This window comes from Pantoea sp. NGS-ED-1003 (assembly GCF_000738765.1).
Lineage (GTDB): Bacteria > Pseudomonadota > Gammaproteobacteria > Enterobacterales > Enterobacteriaceae > Pantoea > Pantoea septica.
Map to the genome: position 1 here is coordinate 61,559 of NZ_JPQA01000008.1, position 20,076 is coordinate 81,634.

The 20,076-nt window shown below is 61.4% G+C and carries 18 protein-coding genes and 1 pseudogene; 6 read left to right on the top strand and 13 right to left on the bottom strand.

The window, feature by feature from the left end:
* Positions 1 to 93: 93 nt before the first annotated feature.
* The 12 genes and pseudogenes from trpS to pilM all read right to left on the bottom strand — a co-directional run bounded on the left by trpS (position 94) and on the right by pilM (position 10,001).
* Positions 94 to 1,098 carry a tryptophan--tRNA ligase gene (gene trpS, locus JS46_RS16345; RefSeq protein ID WP_033753076.1) on the bottom strand — a complete coding sequence of 335 codons (1,005 nt, stop codon included), beginning with the start codon at positions 1,096 to 1,098 and terminating at the stop codon, positions 94 to 96.
* A gap of 13 nt (positions 1,099 to 1,111) precedes the next feature.
* Positions 1,112 to 1,792 (bottom strand): phosphoglycolate phosphatase, encoded by a 681-nt coding sequence (locus JS46_RS16350; RefSeq protein ID WP_033753079.1) that lies wholly within the window; start codon positions 1,790 to 1,792, stop codon positions 1,112 to 1,114.
* On the bottom strand, positions 1,776 to 2,459 hold the full coding sequence (rpe, locus tag JS46_RS16355) for a ribulose-phosphate 3-epimerase (RefSeq protein ID WP_033753082.1): 684 nt from the start codon (positions 2,457 to 2,459) through the stop codon (positions 1,776 to 1,778). The genes JS46_RS16350 and rpe overlap by 17 nt, the downstream gene beginning before the upstream one ends.
* A 66-nt stretch (positions 2,460 to 2,525) precedes the next feature.
* Positions 2,526 to 3,338 (bottom strand): adenine-specific DNA-methyltransferase, encoded by an 813-nt coding sequence (gene dam / locus JS46_RS16360; protein ID WP_033753524.1) that lies wholly within the window; start codon positions 3,336 to 3,338, stop codon positions 2,526 to 2,528.
* 94 nt (positions 3,339 to 3,432) lie between these two features.
* Positions 3,433 to 4,476: an SPOR domain-containing protein gene (locus JS46_RS16365; protein ID WP_033753086.1), complete on the bottom strand. Its 1,044-nt coding sequence runs from the start codon at positions 4,474 to 4,476 to the stop codon at positions 3,433 to 3,435.
* Positions 4,477 to 4,548: 72 nt separating this feature from the next.
* The gene (aroB, locus tag JS46_RS16370; protein WP_033753088.1) at positions 4,549 to 5,637 is read right to left on the bottom strand and encodes a 3-dehydroquinate synthase; all 1,089 of its coding nucleotides are present in this window, start codon (positions 5,635 to 5,637) and stop codon (positions 4,549 to 4,551) included.
* Between the two features lie 38 nt (positions 5,638 to 5,675).
* The gene (gene aroK, locus JS46_RS16375) at positions 5,676 to 6,197 is read right to left on the bottom strand and encodes a shikimate kinase AroK (protein ID WP_033753090.1); all 522 of its coding nucleotides are present in this window, start codon (positions 6,195 to 6,197) and stop codon (positions 5,676 to 5,678) included.
* Between the two features lie 361 nt (positions 6,198 to 6,558).
* Positions 6,559 to 7,752 (bottom strand): annotated as a pseudogene (hofQ, locus tag JS46_RS16380) (DNA uptake porin HofQ); the annotation flags it as partial.
* A 28-nt stretch (positions 7,753 to 7,780) separates the two neighbouring features.
* Complete coding sequence (locus JS46_RS16385) at positions 7,781 to 8,170, bottom strand: HofP DNA utilization family protein (RefSeq protein ID WP_081876071.1); 390 nt, start codon at positions 8,168 to 8,170, stop codon at positions 7,781 to 7,783.
* A complete protein-coding gene (locus tag JS46_RS16390; protein ID WP_033753093.1) occupies positions 8,157 to 8,651 on the bottom strand; it encodes a hypothetical protein in 495 nt (164 codons plus the stop codon). Before JS46_RS16390 ends, JS46_RS16385 begins: the two co-directional genes overlap by 14 nt.
* On the bottom strand, positions 8,644 to 9,186 hold the full coding sequence (locus JS46_RS16395; protein WP_033753095.1) for a PilN domain-containing protein: 543 nt from the start codon (positions 9,184 to 9,186) through the stop codon (positions 8,644 to 8,646). Before JS46_RS16395 ends, JS46_RS16390 begins: the two co-directional genes overlap by 8 nt.
* Positions 9,186 to 10,001 (bottom strand): pilus assembly protein PilM, encoded by an 816-nt coding sequence (pilM, locus tag JS46_RS16400; RefSeq protein WP_033753097.1) that lies wholly within the window; start codon positions 9,999 to 10,001, stop codon positions 9,186 to 9,188. The genes JS46_RS16395 and pilM overlap by 1 nt, the downstream gene beginning before the upstream one ends.
* A gap of 117 nt (positions 10,002 to 10,118) precedes the next feature.
* Between pilM and mrcA the strand changes: the two genes are divergently transcribed.
* The gene (gene mrcA, locus JS46_RS16405; protein ID WP_033753100.1) at positions 10,119 to 12,668 is read left to right on the top strand and encodes a peptidoglycan glycosyltransferase/peptidoglycan DD-transpeptidase MrcA; all 2,550 of its coding nucleotides are present in this window, start codon (positions 10,119 to 10,121) and stop codon (positions 12,666 to 12,668) included.
* Between the two features lie 316 nt (positions 12,669 to 12,984).
* Here mrcA and nudE read toward each other — a convergent pair whose 3' ends face one another.
* The gene (gene nudE / locus JS46_RS16410) at positions 12,985 to 13,551 is read right to left on the bottom strand and encodes an ADP compounds hydrolase NudE (RefSeq protein WP_033753103.1); all 567 of its coding nucleotides are present in this window, start codon (positions 13,549 to 13,551) and stop codon (positions 12,985 to 12,987) included.
* 392 nt (positions 13,552 to 13,943) lie between these two features.
* Here nudE and JS46_RS16415 point away from each other — a divergent pair, with 392 nt between their 5' ends.
* The 5 genes from JS46_RS16415 to pckA all read left to right on the top strand — a co-directional run bounded on the left by JS46_RS16415 (position 13,944) and on the right by pckA (position 20,051).
* Entirely contained in the window at positions 13,944 to 16,079 is a 2,136-nt protein-coding gene (locus tag JS46_RS16415) for an intracellular growth attenuator family protein (protein ID WP_033753105.1), read from the top strand.
* A 98-nt stretch (positions 16,080 to 16,177) separates the two neighbouring features.
* Positions 16,178 to 16,840: a GMP/IMP nucleotidase gene (gene yrfG / locus JS46_RS16420; protein WP_033753108.1), complete on the top strand. Its 663-nt coding sequence runs from the start codon at positions 16,178 to 16,180 to the stop codon at positions 16,838 to 16,840.
* A gap of 12 nt (positions 16,841 to 16,852) precedes the next feature.
* Entirely contained in the window at positions 16,853 to 17,260 is a 408-nt protein-coding gene (gene hslR / locus JS46_RS16425; RefSeq protein WP_033753111.1) for a ribosome-associated heat shock protein Hsp15, read from the top strand.
* Between the two features lie 19 nt (positions 17,261 to 17,279).
* Positions 17,280 to 18,152, top strand: coding sequence for an Hsp33 family molecular chaperone HslO (hslO, locus tag JS46_RS16430; protein WP_033753113.1), 873 nt, complete (start codon positions 17,280 to 17,282; stop codon positions 18,150 to 18,152).
* A 279-nt stretch (positions 18,153 to 18,431) separates the two neighbouring features.
* Positions 18,432 to 20,051, top strand: a complete 1,620-nt coding sequence (pckA, locus tag JS46_RS16435; protein WP_033753526.1) for a phosphoenolpyruvate carboxykinase (ATP) — start codon at positions 18,432 to 18,434, stop codon at positions 20,049 to 20,051.
* Positions 20,052 to 20,076: the final 25 nt, after the last annotated feature.

Here is a 20,076-nt window from a genome sequence, read left to right on the forward strand (position 1 = left end):
ACGCTTTGCTCTTCGGCCCACCTCACCCGCTTGCTAACTTTACTGCTGCCTGAAAAAAGCGGGATGGCTTCCGCCTTTTACTTTTTAATCAAATTATGGCGCGGCGACAAAGCCGATCGCTTCATATACCTTCTTCAGCGTCTCCTGCGCGCGCTCACGCGCTTTCTGCGCGCCGTCGCGCATCACCTGCTCGAGGAAGGCTTCGTCGTTGCGATAGCGGTTATAGCGCTCCTGCAGTTCGGTGAGCATGCCCGATACCGCATCCGCCACCGCCCCTTTCAGGTGGCCATACATCTTGCCTTCGAACTCCGCTTCCAGCTCGGCGATGGTTTTGCCGGTAACGCCAGAGAGGATATCCAGCAGGTTCGAGACGCCCGCTTTCTCTTTGACGTCGTAACGCACTACCGGCGGCTCTTCGGAGTCGGTCACGGCGCGCTTGATCTTCTTCACCACCGATTTCGGATCTTCCAGCAGGCCGATAACGTTATTGCGGTTATCGTCCGATTTGGACATCTTGCGCGTCGGCTCCAGCAGCGACATCACGCGCGCGCCCGATTTCGGAATAAACGGCTCAGGCACGCGGAAAATATCGCCGTAGAGCGCGTTAAAGCGCTGCGCGATATCGCGGCTCAGCTCAAGGTGCTGCTTCTGATCTTCGCCTACCGGCACCTGATTGGTCTGGTAGAGCAGAATATCCGCCGCCATCAGCACCGGATAATCGAACAGGCCCGCGTTAATGTTCTCTTCATAGCGCGCCGACTTATCTTTGAACTGCGTCATGCGGCTCAGCTCGCCGAAATAGGCGTAACAGTTCAGCACCCAGCTCAGCTGAGCGTGTTCCGGCACGTGCGACTGCACAAAGATGGTGCTCTTGCTGGGATCGATGCCGCAGGCGAGATAGAGCGCCAGCGTATCCAGCGTCGCCTTGCGCAGCGCCGCCGGATCCTGACGAACGGTGATAGCGTGCAGATCGACGATGCAGTAAATGCAGTGGAAATCGTCCTGCATCTGCACCCACTGACGCAGCGCACCCATATAGTTGCCAATGGTAAGTTCGCCGGACGGCTGTGCGCCGCTGAAAACAATGGGTTTGCTCATACTTGTGTCCTGATTAGTGCAGCCCGAGAAGGGGCAAAAGTTCATCAAAAGAGTCGAGGGTCAGGTCAGGCTTGCTGTCGGCGATCGGCTCGCCGTAGTTGTAGCCATAGGTCATGGCGACGTTCGGCACGCCAGCGGCCTGCGCCGCCTGAATATCGTTGCGTGAATCGCCGACGAACAGCAGTTGATTCGGCAGCACGCCGAAGCGGCCCAGCACCAGAAAAATCGCGGCCGGATGCGGTTTTTTTACGATGACGTCATCGCCGCCGATGATCAGCGTAAACGCCCCGGCGATGCCGAGCGACTCCAGCAGCGGTGCGACGAACGGCGTCGGCTTATTGGTGACGATCGCCAGCGGCAGCCCTTTGGCATGCAGCGCCAGCAGCGTCTCTTTCACCTGCGGAAACAGCGTGCTGCCCGCGTCTACCGTCGCGGCGTAGTGTTTGTCGAACAGGGCGCGCGCGTCGCGCTGCTCGTCGGGCTGCGGCTCGCGGCCCAGCGCCCAGGTCAGCGCGCGCGACATCATTACGTCCGCGCCGTTGCCGATCCAGGTTGAGGCGCGCTCAACGCCCGCCGGCGGCAGCTGCAAGTCCGCCAGCGCCAGGTCGATCGCCTGCGACAGGCCGGGTGCGCTGTGCACCAGCGTTCCGTCGAGGTCGAACGCCAGCGCGCGAATATCAGTGAAATGAGCCATTAACCTTCTCCAGTTCGTGACGCATTTCATCAATCACTTTCTTGTAGTCGGGATGGCCGAAAATCGCCGAACCGGCGACGAACATATCGGCACCGGCGGCGGCGATCTGCGCGATGTTATCGATTTTGACGCCGCCGTCCACTTCCAGACGAATGTTGTAGCCGCCGTGATCGATGCGTCTGCGCGCTTCGCGCAGTTTATCCAGCGTGCCGGGAATAAAGGACTGGCCGCCGAAGCCTGGATTGACCGACATAATCAGGATCACGTCAAGCTTATCCATCACATAATCGAGATAGCTCAGCGGCGTCGCCGGATTAAACACCAGGCCCGCTTTGCAGCCGTGCTCTTTGATCAGCTGCAGCGTACGGTCGACGTGTTCGCTCGCTTCGGGATGAAAAGTGATATAGCTGGCGCCTGCTTTGGCGAAGTCCGGGATCAGCGCATCGACCGGCTTAACCATCAGATGCACGTCAATCGGCGCGGTAATGCCGTAGTCGCGCAGCGCTTTCAGCACCATCGGCCCCATCGTCAGATTGGGAACGTAGTGATTGTCCATCACGTCGAAATGCACCACGTCGCCGCCGGCGGCTAACGCTTTTGCGGTATCTTCACCCAGGCGGGCAAAGTCCGCCGAGAGGATTGAAGGGGCCAGCAAATATTGTTTCATCCGATTCTCCCAATGTTGTGCGCCAGCCTTGCGGCTGACGTAATGCCTGGTCGCGGACGAAACAGACTAGCAGTAAAGTGCCAGCAGTTCGTCGACCTGTGTGCGACCCGTTATGCTTCGGCTGATAGAACGCCGCGCTTTCACCACATGTAATACTGCATCCTGATACCAGAGACGCGTCAGAGCGGTGTCGTGATTAGAGATCAGAACCGGTATGCGGCTCTCGAGCGCCAGCCGCGACGCCAGCTCCGCCAGATGCTGCTGCTCGCGCATACTAAAGCTGTTGGTGTGGTAGGCCGTAAAATTGGCCGTCGCCGACAGCGGCGCGTAGGGCGGATCGCAATAGACCACTGAACCCGCCTGCGCATTGGTCAGGGTAACATCGTACGATTCACAGACAAAGGTCGCCTTTTGCGCGCGCTCAGCGAACCACAGCAGTTCCGCTTCTGGAAAGTAGGGTTTGCGGTAGCGGCCGAAGGGCACGTTGAACTCGCCGCGCAGATTGTAGCGGCACAAGCCGTTGTAGCCGTGACGGTTAAGATAGAGAAACAGCAGCGCGCGCTCGTAGGCGTCGCGGCTGGCGTTAAAGGCGATGCGGCGCTGGTAGTAGCATTCCGACGTATTGCCTTCCGGCGAGAAAAGTCGACGCGCATCCTCGATAAATGCCGCGCTGCGGTGCTTAACGATGTTGTAGAGATTGATCAGGTCGCTGTTGATATCCGCCAGATGGTAGCGCTCATAGTCGGTGTTGAGAAACACCGACCCCGCGCCGACAAAAGGCTCAATCAGGCAGTCGCCTTGCGGCAGATGGCGACGGATATCCTCCATCAGGGGATATTTGCCTCCTGCCCATTTCAGGAAAGCGCGATTTTTCTTCATGCTGTCGTGGTTATACATCTTATTGTGGAGCTGTGGCGGACCGACAGCAGAACGGCGCTTATCAACGGGGCCGGCTTAACCGGCCCCACATAGTTTACTGGCTGGCTTCTTTCTTAACCTGACTTACGGGCTTCACCCAGGGATTCTGCGCGCGAACTTCCGCGGGCAGCGAGGCCACGGCGCGTCGGGCATCCGCCGAGGTGGCGTAAGAGCCGCTCACCAGCACGTACCACGGCTGGCCGTTGCGGGTGGTTTTATAGACATGATAGCCGCTGAGATTCTGTTTCTTCGCCCAGGCGTTCAGGCTCTCTGCGCGCGAAGCGCCGCTCAGCTGCAGCGTGTAGTTGCCGCCTGGCACCGATTTCGCTGCCGCGCCGTTGCCGGTCGCGCTGCTGGCTGCCGTGCTGCTGCCGCCTGTCGCGCCGTTAAGAGCAGGACGCGCCGGCGTGGTATGGGTGCGGCTTTCGCTGGCTGCCGGACGGCTGGCGGTCGAAGATTTATGTGCCGGTTCGCGTGACGCATGCGTCTGCGCAGCGGGACGCTGCGTGGTCGGACGCGTCGCCGCAGGCGCGCTAATGCTGCCGTTGCCAGCGTTGCCGCTGACGGTTGCAGGCGCGGTCGGCAGCGAACTGCCGCCCTGTGCGGCGCTATCGACCTGCTGCTGCTGATTGCTCAGCGCGCTGTTGAGATCGCCAGGCAGGGTAACGCGCTGCTGGCTGGCGGGCGCTTCAACCGGCGCCGCCTGAGTCGGCGTAGAGGAGACCGGCGGCATAGAGACGTCGCGCGGCGTGGTGCCGTCGGCCGGCGCGCTGTTTGCGGCCGCGCCTTCCGTCGGCGCCGTCTGGCCGCCGCTCATCGGCGTCGAGCCGGAAAGATCGATGCTCTTTTCGCCGCCGCTGCCGCTGGATGCCGGCGCGTTAGCCGCGTCTTTGCCTGCCGCCGGTTTGCTCTCGTCCGGGCCTTTCAGCGCCGATCCAATGCCGAGCACCAACAGCAGCAGCACCAGAATGCCGATGCCCATCATCATATGCTGGCGCGAAACCGGCACTTTAGGGGCGGAAGCCGTCTTACGCGGGCGCGAGGGACGGCGGTCGCTGGCATCAGGTTTTAACTCGTCTTCCGGTTTAAACTCATCCATTTTGCCTCCTCCGTAAAGCGGCATTCGGCCATGCGCACCCCGCGCGCCGCGTCACCACTTAACTGCTTATATTCAGGGTTTTTGACAGTCGTTAATCGCAGCCAGCACCATATCATGCGCCACGCCGCCACGCACTTCGGAGCGGCCTAACGCCAGCGGCAGCACCAGCCGCAGCTCGCCTGCCAGCACCTTTTTGTCGCGCAGCATATGCGGCAGATAGGCTTCCGCCTTCATGCTTTCCGGGCCGTGCACGGGCAGACCCGCGCGCTGCAGCAGCGCGATAATCCGCTGCGTATCGGCCTCGCTGAACTGGCCGAGACGCTGCGCCGTGCGCGCCGCCATGACCATGCCCGCCGCGACGGCTTCGCCGTGCAGCCAGTTGCCGTAGCCCATATGCGCTTCAATAGCGTGGCCGAAGGTATGGCCCAGATTCAGCAGCGCGCGCTGGCCGTGTTCATGTTCGTCGGCCGCCACCACGTCCGCCTTAAGCTCGCAGCAGCGGCGAATGCACCAGGCGGTCGCCTGTTCATCCAGCGCCAGCAGCGCATCGAGATTTTGCTCCAGCCAGCTAAAGAACTCGCCGTCCAGAATAATGCCGTATTTGATCACTTCCGCCAGGCCTGAAGCGAGCTCGCGCGGCGGCAGCGTGCGCAGACAGTCGGTATCGATCACCACCGAGGCAGGCTGGTAAAAGGCGCCGATCATGTTTTTGCCTAACGGATGGTTAACGGCCGTTTTGCCGCCGACCGAAGAATCGACCTGCGACAGCAGCGTGGTGGGCACCTGAATAAAGCGCACGCCGCGCTGATAGCTGGCGGCCGCAAAGCCGGTAAGATCGCCGATCACGCCGCCGCCCAGCGCGATAAGCGTGGTGTCGCGGCCGTGCGGCTTTTGTAACAACGCGGTAAAGACGTCATCCATCACGGCCAGCGTTTTGTACTGCTCGCCGTCGGGTAGAATCACCTGGTCCACTTTGACGCCTGCGGCCGTCAGCAGCGCCGAGAGCTTATCAAGATAGAGCGGCTCCAGCGTCTGGTTGGTGACCAGCATTGCATTATCGCCCGCTTTCAGCGGCCAAAAAGAAGCCGGATCCTTGAACAGTCCGGCGGCAATGGTGATGGGATAGCTACGCTCTCCCAGTGAGACGGTGATCTTCTCCATGATGCTCGATACCTGTTACTGAGCCTTGCGGCGTTAGATCAGTTTTTTTCCAACATGTGGATAATCTGGTTGGCCACCACTTTCGCACTTTGATCGTCAGTACGAATGGTGACATCCGCGATCTCTTCATAGAGCGGGTTGCGCTCGCCCGCCAGCGCTTCAAGCACTTCACGCGGCGGCGAATCAACCTGCAGCAGCGGACGCTTTTTATCGCGTTGCGTGCGTGCCAGCTGTTTCTCGATGGTGGTTTCAAGATACACCACGACACCACGGGCGGAGAGACGATTGCGTGTTTCCCGAGATTTGACGGAACCGCCGCCGGTCGCCAGGACAATGCCCTGCTTTTCGGTCAGCTCGTTAATGATTTTTTCTTCGCGGTCACGAAATCCAGCTTCGCCCTCGACGTCAAATACCCAGCCCACATCCGCTCCGGTACGTCGCTCAATTTCCTGATCGGAATCGAAAAATTCCATATTGAGTTGCTGAGCTAACTGACGACCAATAGTGCTTTTGCCGGCACCCATCGGCCCAACCAGAAAGATATTGCGTTTCTCTGCCATTTTGTCGGTATTACTAAGAATTCGTTGATGATACCCCGCGTTCAGCGATATCGCTGGCGGGACAGGAACTGAGACCTCATGAGCGTTAGCAAGAGTCAGACGAAAAATTATCTCAACACTCAAGGGCGTTTGGCAACCGAATAAATCGCCCTCCGGCATTCCCCTTGCGGGGCCGGTGTGCGATATGCGAAACGATGCGCATTAGCGCTGCGCTTTTTACGCGCCGCCTACAGAAGAGATATCTGACCCTGACGGATACGCGCCGTCGGGACGGTTACAGCGTTCTAAAAATCGCTAAACCTTGTAAGCTAATTCCTGTCCTGCGTCAACGCAGTTGGCACTGGGGAGCGCATTTTCCGGTTTATCCGGCGGTAAGCGCTGCTTCCCTGACCAATCGCGGCGTAATGAAGATGACCAGCTCGCGTTTTTTATTTTCCGCGGTCTGATGGCGAAACAGCGATCCCAGCAGCGGAATATGGCCCAGCACCGGCACGCGACTTTCGCCCTGGCTGCGCTGCTGCTGAAAAATGCCGCCCAGCGCCAGCGTTTCGCCATCTTTCAGCGTGACCTGGGTTTCAATCTCCTGCTTATCAATGGAGAGGACGCTGCCGTCGCCGCTCTGCACCGCGCGGCCCGGCACGTTCTGGCTGATGCGGATTTTCAGCTGGATGCGTCCGTTGCCCAGCACGTTGGGCGTGACCTCCATGCCCAGCACCGCCTCTTTAAATTCGATAGTGGTCGCGCCGCTATTGCCCGCCGACACTTCGTAGGGTATCTCGCTGCCCTGCTTGATCATCGCCTTCTGCTGATGCGAGGTGAAGAGACGCGGGCTGGCGATAATCTCGACCTGGTTTTCCTGCTCCAGCGCGCTGAGCTCCAGATCGAGCAGCCGACCGCCGACCCGCGCCAGCGTCACGCCTGCGGTGATGCCCGGCGAACTCGCCGCCAGCGGAATCGCCAGCCGGGGGTTGCGCAGCGCATCGGTCACCGCCTCCGCGCCGGCCGGCAGGTTCCAGCTCACGCCGAGCTCTCGCAGCCTCTCCTCGCTGATGGTGACGATATGCGCCGCCAGCTCTACCTGTTCGAGCGGCACATCAAGCGCCCGCAGCCAGCGTTCGGCATCGCTGAGCGCCGTCGGCGTATCGCGCAGCAGCAGCGCGTTAGCGCGCGCGTCGAGGGTTACGCTGCCGCGCGGGGTCATCAGCGCCTGCCGCTCGCCCTGAAAGCTGCGGTAGACCTCTGTCGCGCTGGCGTAGCGCAGCGTGACGGCGCGCAGCGCCAGCGGCTCCTGCTGCGCGCTGACCGCCTGCGCCTGCTGCTCTTTTAGCTGGCGCCAGCTGTCGGGATAAACCAGCAGCACGTTCTCTTCTTCCACGACGGTAAGCTCAGCCAGCCGCGTCACCAGCGACAGCGCCTGCCGCCAGGGCACGTCGTCGAGACGCAGCGACAGCCTGCCCTCTACGCCTGGCGCGATTAACAGGTTCACGTGCTGATAATCCGCCAGCGCCTGCAGAATGCGCTCGACCGGCGCGTCGTCGAAGTTGAGGCTGAGCCGCTGGCCGTGTTCACCATCGCTGGGATCGTCAGTGGCCTAGACGGGCGCGAGCCAAAGACTCGTCAGCAGTAAAAGGGTCATCCTGAACATAGGCGCTTCCTTTGAGAGAAAGAGTGACGAATTGCGGCGCACAGCCGCTGCCTGCGGTGAGCGTCAGGCTGCGAGGCGTCATAGCGCCCAGTCGCCAGCCCGGCAGCGGAAGGCGATCCGCCGCTGCGATTTTAACGACGCCCCCCTGAGGCGACGTCAACCAGGCGCGCAGGCGCGGCGCACGTCCCAGCACGCCCTGCAGCCGCCAGCCGGTTAGCGCGGCTGGCGGCTCGCATCGGCTCTCCGGCGGCGGCTGAAACGGATCGCGCGGCGCGGCGTAAAGCGTGGCCGCCGTCAGCCAGACAAGCAGCCATTTAGCGCGCATCATCGCTCTCCAGCCAGAGTTTCGCCTGCACCTTCCCCTGCCGCGCCTCCAGCAGAAAGCGCGTCGGAAAGGGCGCGGTGGTGCGCGCCAGCTCGGCGAACAGCGGCAGAAACTGCTCCCACGCCAGCAGCAGCGTCAGGGCGCGCGGCTCTGTTTCGGGCTGCCACGCCTGCAGCTGACTGCCGCGCGCCGTCAGAACGGCGTCGAGCGGCGCGGCACGGGACGACGCCTCAGACTGGCGCGCGCTATCGGCCAGCTGCGCGTGCAGCAATGTCTCGTCAGGCAGCGCATTGAGCTGCGCCATCTGCTGCTGATACTTCTGCTCAAGCCGGGCGATATCAGCGCGCAGTGCCTTTTGCGCTAACTGCTGCGGCCGCAAAAGCAGCAGCCAGAGCGCCAGCGTCGCCGCAGCGAAACACGCGGCTACTATGCCGATCTGTCGGCGCAGCGGCAGATGCAGCCACCACTCCAGCGCGCTATTCATCCGCGCTCTCCTCAAGATGCGCGCGCAGCGTAAAGCGATAAACGCCGTCCGGCTGCCGCTCGACGTTGCCCTGCCGCACCGCGGCGAAGAGCGCTGCCTCGTCGAGACGGCGCCGCAGTTCGCCTATCGCCCGCATCTCCTGCGCGCGTCCCTCGATACGCAGCTGCGTCGGCATCTTCTCTACGCGCTCCAGCCAGACCCGCTGCGGCAAAAGCGCCGGCAGCGCCTGCCAGAATCGGTGCCAGCGCATTGGATCGTCGGCGTGACGCCGCGCGCGCCGCCACGATGCCTGCTGCGCCGCCAGCTGCTGCTGCAGTTCGCGCCGCTGGCTAATCCGCTGAGCGATCGCCGTCAGCGCGTGGCGCGCCTCGCTCTGGGCGCTGAGCAGATGCTGGCTGACGCGGTCAAGACGCCATAGCGCCAGGGCCGCCGTCAGCACCAGCGCCAGCAGCAGCGTCGCCGTCAGCCCGAGCACGGCGCGCTGCTGCTGGCGCAGACGCGCGTGCCGCCACGGCAGCATATTCACCGCGATCATCAGCTATCCTCAGGGCGCAGCGCCAGTCCGGCGGCGATGCAAAACGCCGCTTCCTGCTGGGGCAGCGGCGGCTGGCGATAAGCGAACAGGCTGAACGGCGAAAAAGAGAAGAAGGCGTCAGGCAGCAGATCGGGCGACGGCGCGCAGCCGAACAGCGCGCTGGCCTGCGGGAAACAGCGCTGCCTCACCTCCTCGGGCGCGGTCTCTATGCTGGCGCTGCCGACCACGCTCTCGCTGGCGCGGCTGTACCAGAGCCACTGCGCGTCGTAACCGATCAGCAGCGCGGCGTCGTCATCCAGCCCTGCGGCGCGCGCCGTGAGCGCCAGCGCATGGGTCGTGAGCTCGAAAACCGCCGGCCGCAGCGCGCTCTGCCGCAGCGGCGTCAGCCACTGGGCGATGACCTCTTGCCGGGCGGCGGTAACGTAAAGCTGGCGGCCCGCTTCGCTGGCGCGGTAGTCCAGCGTCAGCGCTTCCGGCTCGACCGGAAAGAGCCGCTGCGCTGCCGCCGTCACGTAACGCCCCAGCGCAGGCTCCTGCAGACGCTGGCTCGGCAGCGCCAGCGGCCGCTGCAGCACCAGCTGCGCAGGGAGTCCGACGCGCAGGGAATAGCGCTGCGGCAGCTGCTCTCGCAGCATGCGCAGCGCCGCCTGCAATTCAGGCGAAGATTGCAGCACGCCGTTTCTTAACGTATCTTGCGGCAGCCCTTGCTGCCACCAGCGGCACAGCTGCCAGCCGCCGCGCCGGCGCTGTATAGCGAGAGCGCAGAGCTGCGTATTCTGAATATCCAGTCCGACTTGCCATGTCTGAAAAGCCATGCGCGCGATCTCCTTATCTACAGGGGTAAAAGGACATATCAAAGCGTCTGGCTTGCCTTTATACTACCGCGCGGTTGTTTATAAACTGCTCAAACGACAACAGATGGGAAACTCCAGGTGAAGTTCGTAAAGTATTTATTAATCCTTGCAGTGTGTTGCATCTTGCTGGGAGCTGGCTCGATTTATGGTTTGTACAAATATATAGAGCCGCAGCTGCCCGACGTTAACACGCTGAAAGATGTGCGCCTGCAGACGCCCATGCAGGTGTACAGCGCGGATGGCGAACTGATCGCCCAGTACGGCGAGAAGCGCCGTATTCCGCTGACGCTGCAGCAGATGCCGCCAGAGCTGATCAAAGCTTTTATCGCCACGGAAGACAGCCGTTTCTACGAGCATCACGGCGTCGATCCGGTGGGCATTTTCCGCGCCGCCAGCATCGCGCTGATGTCCGGCCATGCTTCGCAGGGCGCGAGCACCATCACGCAGCAGCTGGCGCGTAACTTCTTCCTGAGCCCTGAGCGCACGCTGATGCGCAAAATCAAGGAGGCGTTCCTCGCCATTCGCATTGAGCAGCTGCTGAATAAAGATGAGATCCTTGAGCTCTATCTGAACAAGATCTATCTCGGCTATCGCGCCTACGGCGTCGGCGCCGCCGCGCAGGTTTACTTCGGCAAGCCGGTAGACCAGCTTTCGCTGAGCGAAATGGCGATGATTGCCGGCCTGCCCAAAGCGCCCTCTACCTTTAACCCGCTCTACTCCCACAGCCGCGCGCTGGCGCGTCGCAATGTGGTGCTGTCGCGCATGCTGGATCAGGGCTACATCACCCAGCAGCAGTATGACGAAGCGCGCAGCGCGCCGCTGGAAGCGAGCTACCACGGCCCGGAAATCGCCTTCTCGTCGCCCTATCTGAGCGAAATGGCGCGCCAGGAGATGGTGAAGCGCTACGGCGACGGCGCCTATAACGACGGCTACAAGGTCTATACCACCGTGACGCGTCGTCTCCAGCAGGCGGCGCAGGAGGCGGTGCGCAATAACGTGCTGGCCTACGACATGCGTCACGGCTACCGCGGACCGACCAGCGTGCTGTGGAAAGTGGGCGAGCCCGCCTGGAGCCAGGAGCAGATCCTGAAAGCGCTGAAGCCGCTGCCGGTTTACGGACCCCTGTTGCCTGCCGTTGTAACCCAGGCCAGCAGCGACGAGGCGACCGCGATGCTGAAAGATGGCACCAGCGTCTCGCTGGGCCTCGCCGGCGTGCGCTGGGCGCGCGCGTTCAAGTCGGATACCGTGCAAGGACCCACGCCGAGAAGCGTGACGCAGGTGGTGCAGACGGGCCAGCAGATTTGGGTGCGTAAAGTCGATAACAGCTGGTGGCTGGCGCAGGTGCCGGACGTCAACTCCGCGCTGGTGTCGCTCGATCCGCAAACCGGCGCGGTGCGCGCGCTGGTCGGCGGCTTCGACTTTAATCAGAGCATGTTCAACCGCGCCACCCAGGCGCTGCGTCAGGTCGGCTCCAATATTAAGCCGTTCCTCTATACCGCGGCGATGGATCGCGGCCTGACGCTCGCCTCTATCCTGAACGACGTGCCGATTTCGCGCTGGGATGCGGGCGCGGGCGCCGACTGGCGGCCGAAAAACTCGCCGCCTACCTATGACGGTCCTATTCGTCTGCGTCAGGGATTAGGTCAGTCGAAAAACGTGGTGATGGTGCGCGCCATGCGTGCCATGGGCGTCGATTACGCGGCGGAATATCTGCAGCGCTTCGGCTTCCCGGCGCAGAATATCGTGCATACCGAATCGCTGGCGCTCGGCGCAGCGTCGTTTACGCCGATGCAGGTAGCGCGCGGCTACTCGGTGATGGCGAACGGCGGCTTCCTGGTCGACCCGTACTTCATCAGCAAGATCGAGAACGAGCAAGGCGGCGTTATTTTCGAAGCGAAACCGCGCATCGCCTGCCCGCAGTGCAATCTGCCGGTGATCTATGGCGAAACCCGCAAGGCGCTGGCGCTGAACGAGGAGAGCGTAGAAAACGTCGCGACCTCCGATCAGAACCAGAACCAGCCGGCGCCGCAGCCGGCGCTGGAGCAGGTTCCCGCTCAGCCGCAGCCGGATGGTCAGCAGTATGCGCCGCATGTGATCAACACGCCGCTGTCGTTCCTGATCAAAAGCGCGCTCAACTCCAATATCTTTGGCGAACCGGGCTGGATGGGCACCGGCTGGCGCGCATCACGCGATCTGAAGCGCAACGATATCGGCGGTAAAACCGGCACCACCAACAGTTCGAAGGACGCCTGGTTCTCCGGTTACGGTCCTGGCGTAGTGACCTCGGTGTGGATCGGCTTTGACGACGCGCGCCGCGCGTTAGGCCGCAGCACGCTGTCGGGCGCGATTCCAGACCAGATTTCCGGTTATGAAGGCGGCGCGAAAAGCGCGCAGCCGGCGTGGGATGACTATATGAAGAGCGCGCTGGACGGCGTGCCGGAGCAGCCGCTGACGCCGCCGGACGGCATCGTCACGGTGACTATCGACCGCAGCACCGGCAAGCTGGCCAACGGCGGCGGCAATACGCGCCAGGAGTATTTCATCAACGGCACGCAGCCGACGGAATACTCGGTGCATGACGTCGGCACCACCATTATGGATAACGGCGAGAGCCACGAGCTGTTTTAAGCCCTGCCGTAAGTAGCAAAAAAGGCCGACATCGCTGTCGGCCTTTTTATTTTGGAATGTGCTAACGCGGGTGAGATGGCCCAATCGCAAAGACGCAAGAAGCGGCATCCCTGCCAGCTCGGCCCGCGCATATACGCCCCTCATCCCTGAGGGGCGCCCTTAAACGGGCCAACGCGTTGCGTTGTTCAAAAACGCTCCCGGCGTTTTTGTCCCTGTCGCGGGACGCTTTGCTCTTCGGTCCATCTCACCCGCTTGCGAGCTTTAGAGCTGTCTGTAAAAGTCAAAGCCCTGCCAGTTTCAGGCAATGTCGTACCCGTTAGTAACTCAGTCGCCCCTGCTGCACCAGCCACTCGCGCACCAGGAAGAGCGCGCTGACGTTGCGCGCCTCGCGAAAATCGGGCTCCTGCAGCAGCGCCAGCAGATCTTCCAGCGGCCAGCGATGCTCGATGAGCGGCTCCGGCTCGTCGCCCTCCAGCCGTTCAGGATAAAGCCCTTCCGCCACCACGATATTCATCTTGCTGGAGAAGTAGGAAGGCGCCATGGTCAGCTTGCTGAGAAACTCCAGCTTCTCTGCGCCGAAGCCGACCTCTTCTTTCAGTTCGCGGTTCGCCGCCTCGAAGACGGTCTCGCCGGGATCGATCAATCCCTTCGGGAAGCCCAGCTCATAGCTCTCCAGCCCAACCGCGTACTCCTGAATCAGCACGACCTGATTGTCGATAATCGGGACAATCATCACCGCTTCGCGCTCGGAAGGCTTCATACGCTCGTAAACGCGGCGCGCGCCGTTGCTAAAAGCGAGATCGACTGATTCAACGGTGAACAGCCGCGAGCGCGCCACGGTTTCCACTTTGAGGATGTCAGGTTTCTTTAACGGGTTCTTCATATCAACCTCAGACGTTCAACGCCGCGCGGCGCGGTAAAAAAATTAGCTTACCTGACCACAGGCGTTTGTGCGACAGCGAGTTTAGCGTCGGCTCCAGACGCCGCGCCCGGTCGGGCGTTCCCGGATGCGGCCGCGTTAGTTAACGCTTTTGCAATAAGTCAACGTCGCGCGGTAAAATTCAGAAAAGACCGATGTTTAATTCAGATTCTGCCGGTTAACATTCGGACAAGGCATGCTGCATTAACTTCTAATTTAATGATTTTGCGCGTTATTTCATCTGGCATTTAGCTTGTCAGGGTCGTTTATTCCCGCCAAAATTGTCTTAAATAACAGTTCTATCTGGGAGCATTGGTCCAAAGTGAAGGCAGGATTTTGGCTGCAGTGAACAACGCATGAGCACAATCCTTATTGTATTGGTCATAGTGCTGGTCTGCTCAGGACTGGCAGGTATCGGCTTTTGGTACGCTATGCGGCATCGTCCGCCATTGGCGAAACCGCTGCCCTTTATCAGCCCGCCCTGTCGCAAACTCACCGACGACGAACGTCGCGCGGTGGAAAAATACGTCGCCTCGCTTGCGAAGCAGTCGCGTCCCGCCGTACCCGGTGAAAAACATCCTGTTTTCGACAATCTGACGCTCACCGCGCAGAGCAACAACGTCTACCCCGTCACGCGCGCTATTACGCGCTATGGCCTGTCGACCGACGATGCCCACAAGTGGCGCTACTACCTTGACGAAGTGGAAGTGCATCTGCCGCCGCACTGGGAACAGTATATAACCGATGAGAACTACGTTGAGCTGATCCGTACCCAGACGATTCCGCTGGTGATCTCGCTTAACGGCCACTCGCTGGTCAACTACGGCACCGATCAGCCATCGCTGCCGGCGCTGGTGCGTCCCGGCTCGACTAATGCCTCGATACGCAAAGAAGAGAGCGAAAACGTCGAGCTGCTGCAGGTGCGCAAAGAGACGCTGGAAGAGTATCAGCTGACGCGGCCGGACGGCACGCGCGAGGCGGTGACCATCACCTTCGCCTTTCTGCTCTTTTTTATCAGCCTGCTGGTGCCCGCCGCGCTGATGGGCTGGCTGGCGCTGCTGGGCTGCGCCATGATCGGTGCCAGCGTCTGGTCGCTGTTTCACATTCCCGCGCAAAAGCGCATGCGCGACATACACTGCCTGCGCGGCGCGCCCAAGCGCTGGGGCCTGTTCGGCGAGTCGAATCAGGAGCAGAGCAATATTACGCTGGGCATTATCGATCTCGCCTACCCGCCGCACTGGCTGCCCTATGTGGCGCACGATCTCGGCCAGACCACCGATATCGAGATCTACCTGAACCGTCAGGTGGTGCGTCAGGGCCGCTTTTTATCGCTGCAGGACGAAGTGCGCAACTTTCCTATCCAGCGCTGGCGCAAAAACGTCGTCCTGGCCTGCGGCTCGCTGCTGGTGACGGCGCTGCTGATTAGCTGGATCCCGCTCAGTATGCCGATCAAACTCAGCCTGGCCTGGATCAAGGGCACCGAGAGCCTTGAAGTGAACGAGGTAGACAAGCTGTCGGCGCAGTCGCTGCACGTCGGCGACATTTTAAAAGTTAACGGCACCGGCATGTGCTCCGTTCCCGATAACTATCAGAGCAACCGCAGCTACGCCTATATGCCGTTCGACTGTTCCGCCGTCTACTGGAACAACGCCTCGCCGCTGCCCCAGCCGCAGTCCGATATCATCGATAAAGCCTCGGCGCTGTTGGAGGCGACCACGCGCCAGCTGCATCCGGAAACCAACACCGATCCCAAACTCAACCCGCAGCTCGCCTCGGCGATTCAGAAATCGGGCATGATCCTGCTGGACGATTTCGCCGACCTGGTGCTGAAAACGCAGGATCTCTGTAGCCAGCAGCAGGACTGCGTGCGGCTGAAGAACGCGCTGGTGAATCTCGGCAACGCCAAAGACTGGGATACGCTGGTGCGCCGCGCCGACTCCGGGCAGCTGAACGGTATGAACGTGCTGCTGCGGCCGGTAAGCGCCGAAGCGCTGGAAAACCTGGTCAATACCGCCACCTCCAGCTTCTTCTTCCGCGAGACGCGCCGCGCCGCCGAAAACCTTAACAGCCCGCCGCCGGGCGGATTCCTTATCGTCAGCGACGAAGGCCGCCAGCTGGTGAATCAGCCGCAGCCGACGGTCTCGCTGTTCGATCTCGATGCGCCGTCGCAGTGGCGCGAGCTGCAGCGCCTCTCCGGCATGCTGCTGCATACGCCGTTCAGCGCCAGCGGCATTATCACCAGCCTGTCGGTGGACGCCAACGGCACGCGCCATATCGCGCTGCACAACGAGCCGGACGCGATGGCAATGTGGCGCTACCTCGGCACCACGCTGCTGCTGGCGGTTTTGCTGGCCTGCGCGCTGGTTAACGCCCTGCTGGCGCTGCGCCGTATCCATCGCAACCGTCAGCGCATGGCGAATATCCAGCAGTACTACGACAAGTGCTTCAACCATAATCTCAGCACCATGCAGAGCGTGCGCTCGATGTTCTGACGCCGCGGCGCCGCCTGGCCAGTGCCGCCGGCGCCCTGCCCTCCCCCGCCTCTTTCTGTGCTACCCTGTCGCCCGCTTTTTATCGGAGAACCTGCCTGATGACGCTGAACTGGGCGCAAATCGATACCGTGCTGCTCGATATGGACGGCACGCTGCTGGACCTGGCGTTCGACCGCCATTTTTGGCTGGAGCATGTGCCGCTAACGCTGAGCGAAACGCGCGGCATTACACTGGCGGAAGCCGAGGCGCTGATCGCCGGAAAGTACCAGGCAGTGGCGCATACGCTAAACTGGTATTGTCTGGACTACTGGGCGGCAGAGCTGGCGCTGGATATTCGCGCCATGACCTATGCGAAGCGTAGCCTGGCAGCGATGCGCGAAGATACAGTGCCCTTTTTGCAGGCGCTGCGTCGGGCGGAAAAACGCACCATTCTGCTGACCAACGCCCATCCTTATAACCTGGATATCAAACTGGCGCAGACCGGCCTTGCGCCGCACCTTGATTTATTACTTTCCACCCATACCTTTGGGTATCCGAAAGAGGACCCGCGCTTGTGGCAGGCGGTGGAGCAGCATACCGGATTTGATCGTCCGCGAACGCTGTTTATTGATGACAACGAGACCATTCTCGACGCGGCGAAAAGCTGGGGCATCGGCTGGTGTTTAGGCGTCAGCAACCCCGACTCCGGGCGTCCCGATCAGGTCTTCCAGCGTCACGCGGCGGTCCGCGACTATCGCACCCTGTGCAGCGCGCTGGCGTAAACGGGAGCAGCAATGAAAGAGAAAAGCAGCGAAGGCGTGCGCCTCGACAAATGGCTCTGGGCGGCACGCTTCTACAAAACGCGCTCGCTGGCGCGCGACATGATTGAAGGCGGCAAAGTGCACTACAACGGCCAGCGCAGCAAGCCGAGCAAGCTGGTCGAGCTGGAGGCGGAGCTGACGCTGCGCCAGGGCAACGACGAGCGTACCGTGATCGTCACCGCGCTGAGCGACAAGCGCGGTCCGGCCGACGTAGCGCAGCAGCTCTACAGCGAAACCGCCGCCAGTATTGAAAAACGGGAAAAGGTGGCGCTGGCGCGTAAAATGAACGCGCTCACCATGCCGCATCCCGATCGCCGCCCCGATAAAAAAGAGCGCCGCGATTTGATGAAATTTAAATTAACGGGCGACGACCAGGCCTAGCCCCAACGAGAGAAAATTTATGTCTGTACAAGATCAACTGCATCGTTACCTGTTTGAGAATGTGGCCGTGCGCGGCGAGCTGGTGAATGTCAGCCACACCTGGCAGGAAATCATCAAAAACCATGACTATCCGGCCCCGGTGCAGACGCTGCTCGGCGAGCTGCTGGTCGCGACCAGCCTGCTGACCGCCACGCTGAAATTCGACGGCGACATCACGGTGCAGCTGCAGGGCGACGGCCCGCTCTCGCTGGCGGTCATCAACGGCAATAACCGCCAGGAGCTGCGCGGCGTAGCGCGCGTGAAGGGCGAGATCCCGGCGGACGCCACCCTGAAAAGCATGGTGGGCACCGGCTATCTGGCGATCACCATTTCGCCGGAGAAAGGCGAGCGCTATCAGGGCGTGGTAGGCCTGGAAGGCGAGACGCTGGCCGCCTGCCTGGAAGACTATTTTATGCGTTCCGAGCAGCTGCCAACCCGCCTGTTTATTCGCACCAATGAAAAAGGCGCCGCAGGCATTCTGCTGCAGGTGCTGCCGGCGCAGGATACCCAGACCGAAGACTTCAACCACCTGGCGACGCTGACGGAAACCGTGAAGAGCGAAGAGCTGATCGATCTGCCGGCGACCGACGTCCTGTGGCGCCTCTATCATCAGGAAGAGGCGACGGTATTCGATCCGCAGCCGGTGAGCTTTAAGTGCACCTGCTCGCGCGAACGCTGCGGCGAAGTGCTGAAAACGCTGCCTCAGCACGAGGTCGACGAGATCATCGAAGAGGATGGCCAGGTCGATATGCACTGTGACTACTGCGGCACGCACTACGTCTACGACGCGGTCGACATTGCGGCGATCCGCAAAGGCGGCGCGGAAGGCGAAAACAGCGACAGCATCCACTGATTTATCCCCGGGCGGCCTCGCCGCCCTTTTCCCTCGCCGCGATATCCCCTTAATTTACAAAGTAAAATAACCCACTCACGCTAACTTTAGTTTCAAAAGCGGTTCTTTTTGCTGCTTAACGCGCCCTGGTTCGCATTTCTGACGGACAACGCTTTTCCCACAGGCTCAGAAGAGTACACTGCGCGCGATCGTGCATCCGCCCAGCAGCACGCGGACGGCTTGCGCGGCACCTATAACTATTCGCCTGTGCAGTACCAAAACGATTTAAGGAGCAGTCACATGCGCGTTACCGGCCTGACCTCGCAAGATCTTGCCGCTTTGGGCATCGAGGGCACCACCGAAGTGGTCCACAACCCCGATTTCGATACGCTGTTTACCGAAGAACTCCGTCCCGAGCTGGAAGGTTATGCGCGCGGCACCCTGACGCAAAGCGGCGCAGTCGCGGTCGATACCGGCATTTTTACCGGTCGCTCGCCGAAGGATAAATATATCGTCCGCGACGACACCACCCGCGACACGCTGTGGTGGAACGATCAAGGAACAGGCAAAAACGACAACCAGCCGCTGTCGCAGGAGACCTGGCAGCAGCTGAAAGCCTGCGTGACCGAGCAGCTTTCCGGCAAGCGTCTGTTTGTGGTCGACGCGTTCTGCGGCGCCAATGCCGATTCGCGCCTTAGCGTGCGCTTCGTCACCGAAGTGGCCTGGCAGGCGCATTTCGTCAAAAACATGTTTATTCAGCCGAGCGAAAGCGAGCTGGCCGCCTTTAAACCTGACTTTGTGGTGCTGAACGGGGCGAAATGCACCAACCCCAACTGGCAGGCGCAGGGGCTGCACTCGGAAAACTTCGTGGCGTTCAACCTGACCGAAGGGATGCAGCTGATCGGCGGCACCTGGTACGGCGGCGAAATGAAGAAAGGGCTGTTCGCGGTGATGAACTACCTGCTGCCGCTGCGCGGCATCGCCTCGATGCACTGCTCGGCCAACGTCGGCAAAGCGGGCGACGTCGCGGTTTTCTTCGGTCTGTCCGGCACCGGCAAAACCACCCTCTCCACCGATCCGGAACGCCAGCTGATTGGCGACGACGAGCACGGCTGGGACGACGACGGCGTCTTCAACTTCGAAGGCGGCTGCTACGCCAAGACCATCAAGCTCTCTGAGCAGGCCGAGCCAGAAATCTATCGCGCTATCCGCCGCAACGCGCTGCTGGAAAACGTCGTGGTGCGCGAAGACGGCAGCGTCGATTATGACGACGACAGCAAGACCGAGAACACCCGCGTCTCCTACCCGATCGATCATATCGACAATATCGTGCGTCCGGTATCGAAAGCGGGCCACGCGAAGAAAGTGATTTTCCTCACCGCCGACGCCTTCGGCGTGCTGCCGCCGGTGTCGCGCCTGACGCCTGAGCAGACGCAGTATCACTTCCTTTCCGGCTTTACCGCCAAGCTGGCGGGCACCGAGCGCGGCGTGACCGCGCCGACGCCCACCTTCTCCGCCTGTTTCGGCGCCGCGTTCCTGACGCTGCACCCGACGCAGTACGCCGAGGTGCTGGTGAAGCGCATGCAGGCCGCGGGCGCGCAGGCGTACCTGGTTAATACCGGCTGGAACGGCAGCGGCAAACGCATTTCGCTGAAGGATACGCGCGCCATTATCAACGCGATTCTGGCTGGCGAACTGGACGACGCCGAAACCGAGACGCTGCCGGTGTTCAACCTGCAGGTGCCGAAAGCGCTGGGCCAGCTCGACGCCGCCACGCTCGATCCGCGCAGCAGCTGGGAAAGCGAGGAGAAGTGGCTGGAAGCGGCGCGCGATCTGGCGCAGCGCTTTATCACCAACTTTGAGAAGTATACCGACAACGCGGCGGGCGCCGCGCTGGTTAAAGCAGGTCCGGTACTGTAAGCCTTCGGGCGCGGCGATCGTCGCG